Source organism: Pseudomonadota bacterium (assembly GCA_010028905.1).
Classification (GTDB): domain Bacteria; phylum Vulcanimicrobiota; class Xenobia; order RGZZ01; family RGZZ01; genus RGZZ01.
In genome coordinates this window covers 17,685-32,206 of sequence record RGZZ01000002.1, presented here as the reverse complement: position 1 = coordinate 32,206, position 14,522 = coordinate 17,685, and the positions used below count along the sequence as shown (strand labels likewise).

At 66.1% G+C, this 14,522-nt stretch carries 11 protein-coding genes; 1 reads left to right on the top strand and 10 read right to left on the bottom strand.

Annotated features, from left to right (window positions below; genetic code table 11):
• Positions 1–56: 56 nt before the first annotated feature.
• Positions 57–1,151, bottom strand: a complete 1,095-nt coding sequence (locus EB084_00340) for a type II secretion system F family protein (GenBank protein NDD26702.1) — start codon at positions 1,149–1,151, stop codon at positions 57–59.
• Positions 1,152–1,300: 149 nt separating this feature from the next.
• Positions 1,301–2,518 (bottom strand): methionine adenosyltransferase, encoded by a 1,218-nt coding sequence (locus tag EB084_00335; GenBank protein ID NDD26701.1) that lies wholly within the window; start codon positions 2,516–2,518, stop codon positions 1,301–1,303.
• Positions 2,519–2,821: 303 nt separating this feature from the next.
• Here EB084_00335 and EB084_00330 point away from each other — a divergent pair, with 303 nt between their 5' ends.
• Positions 2,822–3,574, top strand: a complete 753-nt coding sequence (locus tag EB084_00330; GenBank protein ID NDD26700.1) for a hypothetical protein — start codon at positions 2,822–2,824, stop codon at positions 3,572–3,574.
• A 10-nt stretch (positions 3,575–3,584) separates the two neighbouring features.
• Here EB084_00330 and EB084_00325 read toward each other — a convergent pair whose 3' ends face one another.
• The 8 genes from EB084_00325 to EB084_00290 all read right to left on the bottom strand — a co-directional run bounded on the left by EB084_00325 (position 3,585) and on the right by EB084_00290 (position 14,473).
• The gene (locus tag EB084_00325) at positions 3,585–3,977 is read right to left on the bottom strand and encodes a carboxymuconolactone decarboxylase family protein (protein ID NDD26699.1); all 393 of its coding nucleotides are present in this window, start codon (positions 3,975–3,977) and stop codon (positions 3,585–3,587) included.
• A complete protein-coding gene (gene rlmN / locus EB084_00320; GenBank protein ID NDD26698.1) occupies positions 3,974–5,134 on the bottom strand; it encodes a 23S rRNA (adenine(2503)-C(2))-methyltransferase RlmN in 1,161 nt (386 codons plus the stop codon). The genes EB084_00325 and rlmN overlap by 4 nt, the downstream gene beginning before the upstream one ends.
• Positions 5,134–5,646, bottom strand: a complete 513-nt coding sequence (locus EB084_00315; GenBank protein ID NDD26697.1) for a hypothetical protein — start codon at positions 5,644–5,646, stop codon at positions 5,134–5,136. The genes rlmN and EB084_00315 overlap by 1 nt, the downstream gene beginning before the upstream one ends.
• A gap of 47 nt (positions 5,647–5,693) precedes the next feature.
• On the bottom strand, positions 5,694–6,662 hold the full coding sequence (locus tag EB084_00310) for a methionyl-tRNA formyltransferase (protein NDD26696.1): 969 nt from the start codon (positions 6,660–6,662) through the stop codon (positions 5,694–5,696).
• 3 nt (positions 6,663–6,665) lie between these two features.
• Positions 6,666–7,187 (bottom strand): peptide deformylase, encoded by a 522-nt coding sequence (def, locus tag EB084_00305; protein ID NDD26695.1) that lies wholly within the window; start codon positions 7,185–7,187, stop codon positions 6,666–6,668.
• A 33-nt stretch (positions 7,188–7,220) separates the two neighbouring features.
• Positions 7,221–8,351: a hypothetical protein gene (locus tag EB084_00300; protein ID NDD26694.1), complete on the bottom strand. Its 1,131-nt coding sequence runs from the start codon at positions 8,349–8,351 to the stop codon at positions 7,221–7,223.
• Positions 8,352–8,428: 77 nt separating this feature from the next.
• A complete protein-coding gene (priA, locus tag EB084_00295; protein ID NDD26693.1) occupies positions 8,429–10,717 on the bottom strand; it encodes a primosomal protein N' in 2,289 nt (762 codons plus the stop codon).
• A gap of 6 nt (positions 10,718–10,723) precedes the next feature.
• Complete coding sequence (locus EB084_00290; GenBank protein NDD26692.1) at positions 10,724–14,473, bottom strand: tetratricopeptide repeat protein; 3,750 nt, start codon at positions 14,471–14,473, stop codon at positions 10,724–10,726.
• Between the last annotated feature and the right edge of the window lie 49 nt (positions 14,474–14,522).

Below are 14,522 nucleotides of genomic sequence, written 5' to 3'. Positions count from 1 at the left end.
GGGCCTCCCTCTCAGATTGCACATGTTTGCCAGAGAGCCCGACTGGCCCTCTATGCTCAGCTGAGACCAGACACGAGCTGATAGAGGGGCGCAAACGCAAGCAGGATGATGACGGCCACGAGAACGCCCAGTCCTGAGATCATCATGGGCTCGAGCGCCGCGGCAAACTGCTCGAGAGCCGTCCGCACCTCGAGATCGTGGTAGCCCGCGGAGCGGATCAGCATCGACGTGAGCTTGCCCGAAGTCTCTCCCACCGCCACCATGTGCGCCACGGAGATGTGGAAGAATCCACTTCGCTCAAACGCCTCCGAGAGAGTCATCCCGTTCACCACGCGGCTCTCCACGTCGAGCAGCGCCTGGCGACACGCCTCTGTCTCGCAGGCGTTCGCGGTCATGATGAGCGCCCGCGAGATGGCCACGCCGCTCTCGTGCAAGGTGGCCAGCGACTCACACACCCGGGCGGCCTCGATCTTGCGCGTGATCTCGCCCACCAGCGGGAGACGCAGAACCAGCCGCTCCAGTGCGCGCTGTCCTCCCGGACTTCGACGCCATCGCGCGAGCGCAACCCCCAGAACAATCCCTCCTGCAAGAACGAGCGCCCACGCCGCTGGATTTCGAAGCCCCCCTGCAACCCAGAACACCAGCCTCGAGAGCGGGTTCATCTTGATCTTCGCGTCAGCCACGATGGGCGCCACACCGCTCACCAGAACCTGAGCCAGACCGGTGATCAGAACCAGGGCGGCACCGAAGACGAAGAGCGGGTACACCATCATCGCGCGAACCTGTCGCGTCAGCGAGAACCAGCGCTCTTCATGACGCGCGAGCCGTTGCAGGCAGGGCGCCAGTCGACCGCTCGTCTCCCCCGCGGCGATGACGCCGACGTGAAGCGCAGAGAACGAGCCGGGGAAGCGGCGCATCGCGGTGGAGAGCGCCGCCCCGTGTCGGAGCTCGAGGCCGAGGCGCGAGAGCACGGCGCGGGTATGCCCGTCTGGGTACTGCTCGGCGATGGAGTCGAGCGCGCGCGCGAGGGGGATGCCCACGTTCACCATCTGCCCCAGGTAGCCGAAGACCGCCATGCGGTCGACGGCGCGCATGACCTCGTGGTCGTCGACCTCTGTCGGCCGGGGAATCTCTACGGTCTCGTAGGGCAAAGAAAAAGTCCTCGCGATGCCTTCATGCCAGTGGCTTCAAGACGGCCTGGACGTGCCATGCGTGATGGCCCGACCAGACCCCTCGAAGCCAATTGATCTGGGCACCGCGAGGACCAGAGCGCACCCGGGGGGAGGCGTTCGCCTCGCCGTCAGTGCGCGAGGCTGTGGGCCACGCCCGCCTGCTGGCGCAGGGTCTCGGCGCGGTCGGTGCGCTCCCACGGGAGGTCGAGGTCGAGACGGCCGAAGTGACCGTAGGCCGCGGTGGCCTTGTAGATCGGACGACGCAGATCGAGGTCGCGGATGATGGCGCCCGGACGCAGGTCGAAGTTCTTGCGCACGAGCTCGACGATGCGGGCCTCGTCGACCTTGGCGGTGCCAAAGGTCTCCACCTCGATGTTGAGCGGCTGCGCCACGCCGATGGCGTACGCCAGTGCGATCTCGCAGCGCTCGGCGAGCCCAGCGGCCACGATGTTCTTGGCGACGTAGCGAGCCGCGTAGGCTGCGCTGCGGTCGACCTTTGTGGGATCCTTGCCGGAGAAGGCGCCGCCACCATGACGGGCCATGCCGCCGTAGGTGTCGACGATGATCTTGCGACCGGTGAGACCGCTGTCACCCTGCGGACCACCCACCACGAAGCGGCCGGTGGGGTTCACGTAGATCTTGTCATCGGCCGGGAGCATGCCCTGCGGAACGACGGGCTTGATCACGTGCTCGAGGATGTCGGCGCGGATCTGTTCCAGCGTCCAGTCTTCGGAGTGCTGGGTGCTGATGACGATGTTCTCGATGGCAACGGGCTTGCCGTTCTCGTACTTCACGGTCACCTGGCTCTTGCCGTCGGGACGCAGGTACGGCAGCGTGGCGTTGTGACGCACCTCGGCGAGGCGACGGGCGAGACGCTGCGCGAGGGTGATGGGCATCGGCATCATCTCCTCGGTCTCGTTGCACGCGTAGCCGAACATCATTCCCTGGTCGCCAGCGCCCAGCGCCTCGACCTCGGCGTCGGTCATCTTGGCCGACCGCGACTCGAGGGCGCGATCGACGCCCATCGCGATGTCAGCCGACTGCTCGTCGATGGAGACGAGAACGGCGCAGGTATCGGCCTCGAGGCCGTAGTTCGTGCTGGTGTAGCCGATCTCGCGCACCGTCTTGCGGGCCACGCGGGCGAGGTCGACGTAGCAGTTCGTGGTGATCTGCCCCGCGACGTGGATGCAGCCCGTGTGCACGAGAACCTCGCAGGCGACGCGCCCGCGCGGGTCTTGCTCGAGGATGGCGTCGAGGATGGCATCTGAGATCTGGTCGGCGACCTTGTCCGGATGCCCTTCTGTCACGGATTCCGACGTGAAGTAGAAATTTCTGGACTGGCTCAAGAGGTTTTCCTCCAGGAGATCTCCACCGTGCTGCGCTCTGGGGGGGAGGCCGTTCTGTGGCGCTGTCGGCGCTACGCTTGTCGACCTTTCCGTTTCACGCGCGCGTGGGTGGGAAGGAGTGTTGCTGGCGGGATGGGAACACTGATCGGGCGCCGCCCCCGTCCAGGCAATGGCGAGTAGAATAAGACGAATGCGGTCGGAATTCCTCCCCCGCGTCGAGATTTTTTTCGCCTCACGCCTGCTGCGGCGCATCTCGGCCCGCTGCTCAGGGGGTAGACGAATCCCGTCACGGAGGCTCGCGCGGTGGAAGCAGACCGTCTCACACTCGAACTGGCTCGTATCGGCGTCGACTGGCGCATCCTCACCGTGCTGGGGATTGCCCTCGCGCTCATGATCGTCGGCGCCATCGCCACAGTGCTCCAGCGCCGCACCCGCTCACGTTCCCGCCTGCGGCCGCAGGGCACGCCTCCACCGTCCACCGAGCCCACCGAAGAGACCCTCGAATCCGCCTTCTCGCGCCCCGCCCTGCCTGTGCTCTCGCTGCGGGCCGAGCTTCTCGAGAGACGCCCGCTCTCCGAAGCCCAGTGGGACTCTCCCGTACCCGCCGCCTGGACCATCTTCCGCCTGACCACCGATGACGATGACACCATGCAGCTCGGGCTCCTCCTGCCGGTGCAGCACGTCGAGGCCTACAGCGCCGCCTTCGTCGAGCGCTGCGAAGGCGCCAATGCCGAGCGCCTGCTCGGCCGGCTCTCGAAAGCCCTGGGCGGCGCGATTCCCGGCACAGCCATCGAAGGATCGGACACCGGCTTCCTCGAGCTCAAGACCTACGTGCGCAACGAGAGCCCCGACATCATCCCGGGCTCTCTCGACCTGTCGCTTGCGAACTACTGGATCTCCACCAAGCTCTTTGCGCAAGACCGCCTCGAGCTGTTCCTTCGCGTGAACGCCGGCGCGCAGAAGGCGGAGATCGCCGCCGCGCGGGCCACCCGCCCGGACGAGCTCATGCGCGTGTTCGCGGCAACGCTGCGCCCCGCGAGCGGCGCACAGGGCTGATCACGCCCCTTCAGGCGCGACCGCGGCGCTCCTCGAACACCTCTCGGGCGGTCTGCATGCCGAAGAGCGCGGTGGGAAAGCCGGCATAGAGGGCGAGGTGGATGAAGAGCTCCACAAGCTCGGCTTCGCTCACTCCGGATTCGAGTGCGGCAATGAGATGGGTCTTGAGCTGCGGCCGCAGACCCTGCAACGTGAGGCACGTGATCGACACCATCTCGCGCGATCGGATGTCGAGGCCTGGCCTCGGGTACACCTCACCGTAGGCGAACTCCACGACGTAGCGCGCCAGATCGGGACTGGCCGCCTCGAGCGCCTCGACCACGCGCTCCCAGCGATGCCCCAGCATCGCGCGCCCCTTCTCGTGGCCGCGTGCGAGACGGGCCGCGATGGCGTCCTCGCTCATGGCTGGAGCGCCGTAGACGAGGGAGACGCCGCCACGTCGCCTCTGGCCCGAAGCGGCTTGCGACGCGCCGCCGACAGCGTGCGTCCCGATAGCACCGTCGAGGCCGTGCGCCGCAGCTGGCCACAGGCGGCGTCGATGTCATCGCCCATGGTCTGACGCACCGTGGTCTTGATGCCGTAGCCCTCGACGATGCGCTGGAACGACGCGACGCGCATCGCGCCTGGGCGCTTGCCCTCGTAGCCGTCGACCGGGTTAAGCGGGATGATGTTCACCAGGCTGTGGATGCCGTCGAGGAGCGCGCCTACTGCGTGGGCGTCTTCGTCAGAATCGTTGACGTCCCTGATGAGGCAGTACTCGAACGTGATGCGCCGTTTCGTGGCCTCTTGATAGGCTCGGCACGACGCCATGAGCGAAGCCAGCGGATAGACCTCGTTGATGGGCATGAGCTCGGAGCGCAGCGACTCGTGGGGCGAGTGAAGGGAGATGGCGAGGCGGATGGGCAGCTTCTCACGCGCCAGCCGATCGATGCCGGGAACCAGCCCCGACGTGGAGACGGCGATGTGGCGCATGCCGATCTGGAGGCCTTCCTCGTGATTGACCAGCTTGAGGCTGCGCAGCGTCGCGGTGTAGTTTGCGAGCGGTTCACCGATGCCCATGTACACGAGGTTGGCAATGCGCTCATCACGAGGGGCGATGAACTTCTGCACCTGCAGCACCTGATCGACGATCTCCCAGGTCGCGAGGTTGCGCAGCACCCCCGCCTGACCGGACGCGCAGAAGACGCATCCCATGGCGCAGCCTACCTGCGTGGAGATGCACAACGTGGCCCTGCCGGGCCCCAGATGCTCATCGAAGTGCATGAGCACGCTCTCCACGGCGTTTCCATCGGGCAGGCGGAAGAGGAACTTCTCGGTGTCGCCCGCCGCGGCGCGCTGATACGAGACGAGCTCGAGCTGGGGCACGAAGGCAAGCTCGGTGAGACGTTCGCGCAACGCCCTCGACAGGTCGGTCATGGACAGGAAGTCGTGCTCGTATTTCTGGTAGAGCCACTTCACGATCTGGCGGGCACGAAACGGCTTCTCGCCCAGAGACTCAAACCAGGCCTCCAGCTCCGCGGGCAGGAGATCCTTGAGATTCGCCTTGCCTGCTGGCAGCATCAGAACAGATCCATCCGCACGATGGTCCAGTGGGTGTCCATCTGCCGAAAGACGAACTTCCCGATTCGCAGGCGCGCCTTCTTGCCCGCGCCAGGCTCACCGACCTCCACCAGCTCCGACGCGATGATGGGAATGACGCTGCTCACCACGACTGCATCGCCCACGCGCTCGAACTCGGCATCGGTGAGGTTGAGAGGCTTCATCTTGAAGTCCTTGTGCTTGATGACCTCCTCAGTGACCCCTCGCAAGGCATCGCGCACATCTTCGGCCTTTCCCTTGCCCTTGCTCTCGTACGCGCGCGCCGAAGCCTCAATGCTCTCGCGTTCGAGCGCCATGATGCGATCGAGATCGCGCGACACATAGGCGTTGTAGAGCTCTGTGATGACGCCGGTGGCGGCTTTGACATCGCTGGCGCTGGCCTTCACCGCCTTGGCGGAAGCCCCCGACGCGGGGGAGGGTGAAGAAGGTGAAGCAGGCGCTGCCGACGCGGCGGGCACGACGGCCAGCATCATCGCCACACCTCCCAGGCAGAGGACCCGCAGGATCGAGGGATGGACTGTCATGTTTGCACTCCCGTCTCAACGGTGGGAACCACTTCACCCATCCGTTCACCTGTTTGAGGACGATAGCCCGCGACGAACTCTGGACCGCTCATCCAACGCTTTCCGGACGGCTGGACCTCGAGCAGCGCGACAGCGCCACCCTGTCCAACCGCAACCTGAAGGCCATGCTCGCGATCTGCGGTCACCACGGTTCCTGGCGGCGCGGTGACAGCACACGCGAGCGGACGGGCCCGCCGCACCTTGAGGGGCTGCCCCCGAAAGACCGTGTGGGCGCCAGGCTCGGGCTCGCACGCGCGTACAAGTCTATCGATGAACGAAGCCGTGGCCGACCAGTCGATGCGAGCCTCGTCACGGGTGATGATGGGGGCGTGACACCCCTGCGTCAGATCTTGCGGTATCCGCGGCGCCGTGCCCGCGGAGATGCCCCGCAGGGTGTCTTCGAGAACCTCCGCCGCGAGCAGCGCGAGCTTCTCTCGCAGCGCCCCCCCCGTGTCGTCCTCACCGATGGGCATCGGACGGGTCAGGATGATGTCGCCGGTGTCGAACCCTTCGGCCATGTAGAAGGTGGTGATGCCGGTCTCCGGATCTCCTCGCAAGAGCCCGCGCTCGATGGGGCATGGGCCTCGATGCTCCGGAAGGATGGACCCGTGCAGATTGATGCAGCCGTGGGGCGGCAGATACAGAACCTCAGGCGGGACGAGTCGCCCGTAGGCCATCACCACGATGACCTCTGGATCGAGGGCGCGCAGGCGATCAACGAACTCCGGGGCGCGCAGCTTGCGCGGCTCGAGAACCTCAAGGCCGCGCGCCAGGGCCTCCTGCTTGACAGCCGTGGGGGTGAGCTCTCGCTTGCGGCCCTTGGGCTTGTCGGGCTGGGTGACCACAGCCCTCAGATCGTGGTGCTGATGCAGATGCACGAGGGAGGGGACGGCAATGGGTGCCGACCCCATGAAGACAACCCGCATCGGCTAGATGCCGTCGAGCGCCGGTTCGTAACGCCCCTCGGCCTCGGCCTCTTCGAGCTCCTCTGGCGTGACCTCTCGGATGTTCGTGGCGAAATCGGTGAACAGCTTGCCATCGAGGTGATCGATCTCGTGCTGGAAGACCCGGGCCAGCAGCCCACTTGCCTCGATGGTCACCGACTTCCCCTTCTCGTTGACCGCCTTCACGGTGACCTTCTCGGCGCGCTCGACATCGCCATAGACGTTGGGGATGCTCAGGCAGCCCTCGAGGCCGTTGATGTGACCAGAGCGCTCGACGATGCGGGGGTTGACGAGCTTGAGCGGCGGATCGCCATCGTAGATGTCGGCCACGATGACGCGCTTCGAGATGCCCACCTGAGGGGCCGCGAGACCCACACCGTTGTTGGCGTGCATGGTCTCCACCATGTCGTCGAGCAGCTGCGCCAGGAGCGAATCTACGACGCGCACCGGAGCCGCCTTCTTGCGCAGGACGGGGTTGCCGTCGTAGGTGAGGGGGAGTCTGGCCATGTTCGATGGGGTCCTCTCTGGAGCAGCCTGCCGCTACTGGCCCGTGGTGGTGCCTGACCTGGCGCCGCCGGTCTTGGCGTCGCCGCCGTTCTTGGCGTCGCCGCCGGACTTGGCGTCGCCACCGGTCTTGGCGTCGCCGCCGGTCTTGGCGTCGCCGCCGGACTTGGCGTCGCCGCCGGACCTGGCGTCGCCGCCGGACCTTGCGTCGGCGCCCGTCTTGGCGTCTGCCTTCTGCTCTTTCTTCTTGGGCAGCGGATCGTGCTCCACCTTGGCTTTGACGTTGATCTGCTGGTTGTAGTAATTATACCACATGAAGTCTTGCGATGCAGTCTCGCCTGGCTCGAGCGCCGAGATGTACTTCGTGGGAAGGCTCACCACGGGGTTGTCTCCGAGGTCGCGGATCTCCACGGTGAACTTCACGTTGGTGACGCGCTTGTCAGCAGAGTTCTTGATGGTCGCCGAACCCCGCACCTCAGCGGGCACCTTGCTGCCGGGGATGATGGGGTTCATGTAGTCGACGCTCACAACCTCGATGGGGTCTTTCTCGTCTTCCGCGCTCCCGTCAGACTTCTTGGCGCCGGCATCGGCGGTCTTTGCACCGCCCTCGGCCTTGCTGTCTGCGGCGTCGCCCTTTCCGGACGTCGATCCGCTGCCTGTGGGTACGAGCGAAGGCGCGCTCACGCCCGGCTGCGACTTCGAGTCACGAACCGCTCGATCGAGATCTTTCTGGCTGATGGCACTGTTCGTGAGCACCACCTGCACGATGCCGGCCCCTGGAGCAGCCACATAGGTTCCACCCGCCATCTCGGCCAGGGAGCGAACCGGCACCCAGGCCTCTCCTTTGATGGCCACAACCTCAGAGGTGAGCACCTTCCCGCTCGGGAACGCAAATGTGAACGAGGTCGCCTTGGCGCTCAGCGCCGCTCCCCCCGCCTTGCCGGCCGACAGCCGCACGGTGGTTCCGTCAACCGTCCACTGAAGGCCCATGGCACGCAGCAGATCGGCTGCCGGCGCATAGAGCTTGCCTGCGCGCACGACGCTCTGTAGCTCGGCCTTGCGAACAAACAATGTCGTCGACTGCGCCAACGCCGGCCTGGGCGCACTCCCGGCCGTCAGCATCAAGAGCGCGAACGCGCATACCCCCAGACGAAAACCGTTCCGCATGATGTCTCCTTCCGTGGACGCCATGGTCGATGAGTCGGGCGCAGCGCTACACGAAAGGCGGGCTGACGCATCAGCGTTCAAAGCATCGACATGGGGTCGGCGTCGACGGCCGCAGAGACGCCTGCCGACGCATTTTCTCGGAGATAGGTTCGAATGAGCGGCATGATCTCCTGCACCTGACGGCACTTGAACACCAGATGCCACCGTGATTTGCGGTGAATCCGCGGGAGCGCGCACGGGGCCGGGCCGAGCAGCACGCAGGGCATTGCGGCGACCTGGGCGCGCATCCGTGATCCCATGGCCTGGGCGGCCCGCTCCACGTCGGCGCCGCTCTCCCCGCTCAAGATCACGTTGATGAGATGCGTGAACGGGGGGTACTCGAGCTCCTTGCGAGCGGCCAGCTCCTCTGCGTAGAACCCGCCGTATCCCTGGGCCGCCGCGTGGCGGATGGCATAGTGCTCCGGATTGTAGGTCTGGATCACCACCCGCCCTGGCACACGACCACGTCCCGCTCTGCCCGCGACCTGCGTCAGGAGGCTGAACGTGCGCTCCGCGGCGCGAAAGTCCGGAAGCGCAAGACCGGTGTCGGCAAGCACGACGCCCACAAGCGTGACGTCCGGGAAGTCGTGCCCCTTGGCAATCATCTGCGTACCGATGAGGATCTGCGCCTCACGGTTCGCGAACTGCTCGAGCAGGCGGCGATGATCAGACATCTGACGCGTGGTGTCCCGATCCATGCGCAGCAGGGGGACCCCAGGAAACGCCTCCATCACCTCCTCCTCGACCCGCTGGGTTCCGGCCCCCTGATGGGTCATCTCAAAGCCCCCACACCCCTGGCACGATGACGGTGGCGATGTCTCGTAGAGGCAGTAGTGGCAGACCATCCGCGCGGGGGAGGCATGGAACGTGAAGCTGATCTCGCATCGCGGGCACCGCGGGAGATGGCCGCAGGCCGTGCAGATCAGGAACGATGCAAACCCCCGCCGGTTGTGCAGCAGCATCACCTGCTCGCCACGGGCCAGGGTCTCGGCCATGCGCTCGCGCAGCACGTACCCAAGTGCCCGCACGCTGCCATCGCGCCTGCGACGCTGCAGGCTCACCACCTCGACTGTGGGCAGCGGACGCTCCTCTACACGCGTCGGCATCTCGACCAGCGCGTACTTGCCCTGCTCCGCCCAGTAGTACGATTCGAGCGAGGGGGTCGCGCTCCCGAGAACCACGGTCGCGCCACTCGCGATGGCCCGTCGTATGGCCACCTGACGGGCATGGTAGCGAGGCGACTGCTCTTGCTTGTACGACGCCTCATGCTCCTCGTCAACGATGACCACGCCCAGATCAGACATGGGCGCGAACACACACGATCGCGCGCCGAGCCCCACGGCCATGCGACCCTCCTTGAGGCTCCACCACGCCTCAACCCGCTCGGAGGGCGTGAGGCCGGAGTGCATGACCGCAACCCGATCGCCCAGACGGCGACGATAGCGATCGACCGCCTGCGGCGTCAGGGAGATCTCTGGCACCAGCACCAGGCCCTGTCGCCCCCGCGCGATGACGGATTCCAGAACGTTCAGATACACCTCGGTCTTGCCGCTGCCCGTCACACCGTGCAGAAGTACGACCCGCGCGCGCCCCGTCTCGGCCTGGCCAACGATGGTCTCCACGGCCTTGCACTGATGCGGACTGAGCGTCTCCACGGCGGCGCCCCCCAGCGTCGCAGCAGCGCTGCGCCGATCGTCTCCGGGCGATGGAGGGGGCTGAACGCGCCAGCGAACGAACCCTTCATCGTGCAGGCGCTTCAAGATCTCGCGCCGCGCGTGCGCAAGCGCCAGCAGCTCCGCAGGCGGGACAGCCCCCCGCGCCTGAAGGGTCTCGACGAGGCGACGGGCCTGTCGCTCGTCCCCTCCCAGGCGCTGCGCCAGCTGCTCAAATGCCGAGATCGCAAAGTTCGGAGCGAGGGTAGCCACCCGTATCCGCCCTGCCTCTCCGCGGGCGCGCTTCGCTCCTAGCGCCGCACGCACCGGCTCGGGCACCATGGCCTGAAAGGCCTCCACGAGCAGGCAACCGTAGAACGACTGCATCCACTGGGCCACATCCTGGAGATCGGGCGGCAGCAAGCCCTGCCCTCCCGTAACCCCGACGATGTCACGAATGCTGCTGGCCTCCAGCGCGGGCGGTGGGAACGCATGCACCGCCACCACCCAGCCGCTCAGCTCGCGCCCGTGAAACGGCACCCGCACGATGACCCCGCTGACGACCTGGGTGGAGAGCGACGCCGGGACACGGTAGGTGAAGGCCCGATCAACGCCGCGGCTGGGTACGGTGACAACGACGTCGGCATAGACGTCGGAAGTTGAGGCTGACGTCATCGACGGTCAGCCGACGGTACGCAGCCGGTCGAGCTCGCCCTGAAGCTCCTTTGCCTCCGCATCAGAGAGCGACAGCGTCGAGAGCGCGCGTCGAAGCTCGTTCACGGCGTCGCTCGCACGCCCCAGCTGCGACAGCGCGCGCGCCAGGTCGAGGGTGTACGCGGCCACATAGGGGTTGGATGCCCTGGCCTGCTCGTTCTCGGCGGCCGCCTTCTGCCACTGTCCCTCTCGCGCATACACGCGGCCGAGCAGGTTGTGGTAGACATCGGTTCTGCGCGCGTCGAGCAGCATGGCCTTGCGAATCACGTCACGCGCCTCGTCGTAGCGCCCTTGACCGCTGAGCACGCTGCTCATTCGCTCATACAGCGAGGCCTTCCGCGGAGACAGGCTGACCGCGGAGCGGAGGGCCTTCAACGCCTTCTCCGGCTCCCCGATCTGCTCATAGACCTGTCCGATGTCAGACAAGATGTCCGGATTGTGCGGTTCACGCTCGAGTGCGTCGGAAAGATGCTCGAGCGCGCGCTTCCAGCTCTTCTGCGCGGCCATCGCCATGCCCATCAGATGCATGCCCCGTGCGTCTGCCGGCAGCAGCAGCAGGGCTGACTCGAGCATCTCGCGAGCTGCCTGCACGTTGCCTGAATCGAGGTAGGCCTTCCCCAGATCCTGGTACGAACGCCCCAGCGCGCGTCGGCTCTCCGGGGTCTCGTTCTCCTGGTGCATGAGCGAGATGGCTTTGCGGAACGCGTGCACGGCGTCATCGGCGCGTCCCAGACCGGAATAGGTGCGGGCAAGGTAGACGTGCATCAGGAGGTTGCCCGGCTCGTACTCGATGGCCTTCTGGAACTCGAGGAGCGCCCAGTTGAGCAGCTTCTGCTGCCCGTAGACACGCCCCAGCAGCACGTGGGTCTGCGCGTCCCTGGGGTTGAGCTCGAGAGCGCGCTTGAGGGCCTGTATGGCTTCGTCGAAACGCCCCTCCTCGACGCTGAGGAGACCGAGAGCCTTGAAGTAGTCGACGTTGCGCGCGTCGAGGATCGACGCCTTCTTGATCTCCTGGATTGCGAGCTCGCGATTGCCGTTCACGTAGTAGGCCATGCCGAGATCTTCGTGATACGACGGATTGTAGGGATCGAGCTCCACCGCGCGACGATATTCCTGAACGGTGAGCGTGTTGTAGTCCTTCTTGAAGTACAGCTGGCCGAGCCGGTTGTGCATCTCGGCACTGGCCGGGTCGAGCGAGACGGTTCGTTCGAAGTGGCTGAGTGCCCGATTCAGATCGCCCTGCTCGAGATAGAGCTCTCCCAGCTGCTGATGCACCCGGCTGTCGGTTGGATGATAGGCCGCGAGCTCCTCGAGCTCCTTGATGGCCTGCTGGGGCTGCTGTCTGCGAATGTAGAGCTGCGCAAGCCGCTGGCGCGCGCCGTTGTGCCCCTGTTCGAGGGCAATGGCCTGCCGCAGCTCCTGCACCGCGAGCTGCTCGCGCCGCGTGCTCTCGTAGAGAACCCCCAGATCGGCGTGCACGTCGGCATCGTCGGGAGAGATGCCGAGGGCCGCCTGAAAGGCCTTCTCGGCCTCGCCGACGCGATTGACGCGGGCGTACAGCTTTCCCAGCCACTGCCAGGCGCTCGCGTTCTCCGCGTCGAGATGCACGACCCACTCGAACTCCGCGATGGCCTCCTTGACGTAGTTCTGGGCTCCGTAGATGATGCCGAGCTGCAGGCGCGCCTCGACATTGCTCTCATCGTAGGCAAGAGCGGTGCGATACTCCTCGATGGCCTTCACGAGGTTTCCGCGATGCGCGTGCAGGAAGGCAAGCTGGCAGCGTGCGCCTGCGTCGGAAGGGCGAAGGCGCACGGCTTCCTGGAGCGCCTCGACCGCGTCGCTCTTGCGGCCCGCAAGACGCAGGACGTGGGCGAGCTCGATCTGGATGTCGGCGTCGCGCGGATTCAGCGACGCGGCGAGGCGGAGCTCTTCCTCAGCCCGCACCGGATCGCCCATGCGAGCCCAGGTCCGCCCCAGGTGCTTGTGCGCGTCGGCGTGATTGGGATCTCGCGCCAGCGCCTCCGAGAACTCCTGATAGGCCTCCTGGAGCTGACCGTGCTCGAGATGACGCAACCCGAGCTCGATGTGCGCGCGTGCCTCTCGCGACTGCAGGAACTTCGAGGGGGCCAGAAGGCTGCCGCACTCGCCGCAGTACTTCTTGTCTCCGGGATTCTCCATCCCACAGGCGCAGATGCTCGGGGGCAGGTCGCCCGGTCTTCCCGTGGTGCCGTCGTCATCGTGACGAAGTCGCGCCATGTACTGCTCGTAGCGGTTCAATGCCGCATCGGGCGAGCGCTGCGCCTCGCTCATCCACTCTGGACTTGCCAGCGGCCCAGCACCAGAAACAGGCCCGGCGATGACGCGTGCCCCCTCGACCGGGTTGGCGGGAGATGGGAACGATGGCGCCATTCGCCCGGGAGGACTGCCGGAGAGCGGAGGAACCCACCCCTGCGCTGGCGGCCGTCCCGCGTCTGTCTTCTCGGCAGCGGGGTTGGGACTGGCCGGGGAGCGCAACCGACTGGCCAGATCTGACGGCATGCCCACCGTGAAGGGACTCGCCAGGGGAGGCACGTCAATCGGCGCCTGAGGGGAACGCGCGGTGGCCGCCTGCCCCTGTCGCCACATCTCTTGGAGGCGACGGGCCGTCCCTGCGTCGTCGGGTTCCTGATCGGCGTGCAGAGAATCGTCGGAGGAAGGCTCGTCGGGCGTCGGCGCGGAGGGGGCGTGGCCTGGCAAGCGACGGCGCGCAAAGGGGTCGGGAGATGCATCGGCCGCCGTCATCATGATGTCGCCCTGTCGCCGTCCTGGTGACGGGCCTGGGTCAGACGGAATTCCCATCACCCCCCAGAAGGCCTGGGGTGGGATGTTCAGCTCGGCGCGAAAGGCGTCGAGATCATCGCGGATCTCGCGCACGGACGGATACCGATCATCGGGTGACTTGCGCAGGCAGCGCAGCGCGATGCGCTCGAGCGTCGGAGAGACGCGAGGGTTTATGCTGCGTGGCGACGGGGGGGGCGTCTCCTGATGACAGCGGATCATCTCGGCCGGGTTCGTGGCCTCGAAGGGAAGCTGGCCGGTCAGCATCTCGAAGAACATGCAGCCGAGGCTGTAGATGTCGGCGCGATGGTCGGCGACCTCGCCCTTGGCCTGCTCAGGAGAGAAATACGCAATGGTTCCCATGATGGCGTCAGGGTCGGTGAGGTCGTGACGCCCCTCGAGCACAGCGAGCCCGAAGTCCATGACCTTGACCTTCGACGTTGCCGGCTCCCAGCGCCCGGTGGTCGTGGTCACCATGATGTTCTCGGGCTTGATGTCGCGGTGCGTGATGCCGAGCGCGTGGGCGTATTCGAGTGCCTGACAGATCTGCCCGAAGATGCGTGACATCTCAACCAGATCGATGTCTGCGACGACCGGCTCATCGCCGATGACGTCACGAAGCGTGACGCCCTCGACGAACTCCATCACAATGTGATAGGTCTGCTCTTCTTCGCCGTAGTCGTAGATCTTGAGGACATACGGATGGTCGAGGCGGGCGCAGACGCGTGCCTCGCGCTTGAAGCGCTCGAGGGCTTTGCCGGAGGTCTTTCGAGGCGGAAGCACCTTGATGGCGACGGGGCGCTCGAGCCGAGGATCTTCCCCCCGGTAGACGATGCCCATGCCACCACGGCCAATCTCCTCGATGACCTTGTACCGCCCGATGTAACGGGTTCCGAGCATGGACCGCCTTCTTCCCTGCTGGGCCTCCGATGCCACCGGCGGCCGCGTC

Bases quoted from the DNA above. Each gene is read 5' to 3' on its own strand.
- EB084_00325 (NDD26699.1), bottom strand. From the start codon at position 3,977: ATGAGCGAGGACGCCATCGCGGCCCGTCTCGCACGCGGCCACGAGAAG.
- rlmN (NDD26698.1), bottom strand. From the start codon at position 5,134: ATGCTGCCAGCAGGCAAGGCGAATCTCAAGGATCTCCTGCCCGCGGAG.
- EB084_00315 (NDD26697.1), bottom strand. From the start codon at position 5,646: ATGATGCTGGCCGTCGTGCCCGCCGCGTCGGCAGCGCCTGCTTCACCT.
- EB084_00310 (NDD26696.1), bottom strand. From the start codon at position 6,662: ATGCGGGTTGTCTTCATGGGGTCGGCACCCATTGCCGTCCCCTCCCTC.
- def (NDD26695.1), bottom strand. From the start codon at position 7,187: ATGGCCAGACTCCCCCTCACCTACGACGGCAACCCCGTCCTGCGCAAG.
- EB084_00300 (NDD26694.1), bottom strand. From the start codon at position 8,351: ATGCGGAACGGTTTTCGTCTGGGGGTATGCGCGTTCGCGCTCTTGATG.
- priA (NDD26693.1), bottom strand. From the start codon at position 10,717: ATGACGTCAGCCTCAACTTCCGACGTCTATGCCGACGTCGTTGTCACC.
- EB084_00290 (NDD26692.1), bottom strand. From the start codon at position 14,473: ATGCTCGGAACCCGTTACATCGGGCGGTACAAGGTCATCGAGGAGATT.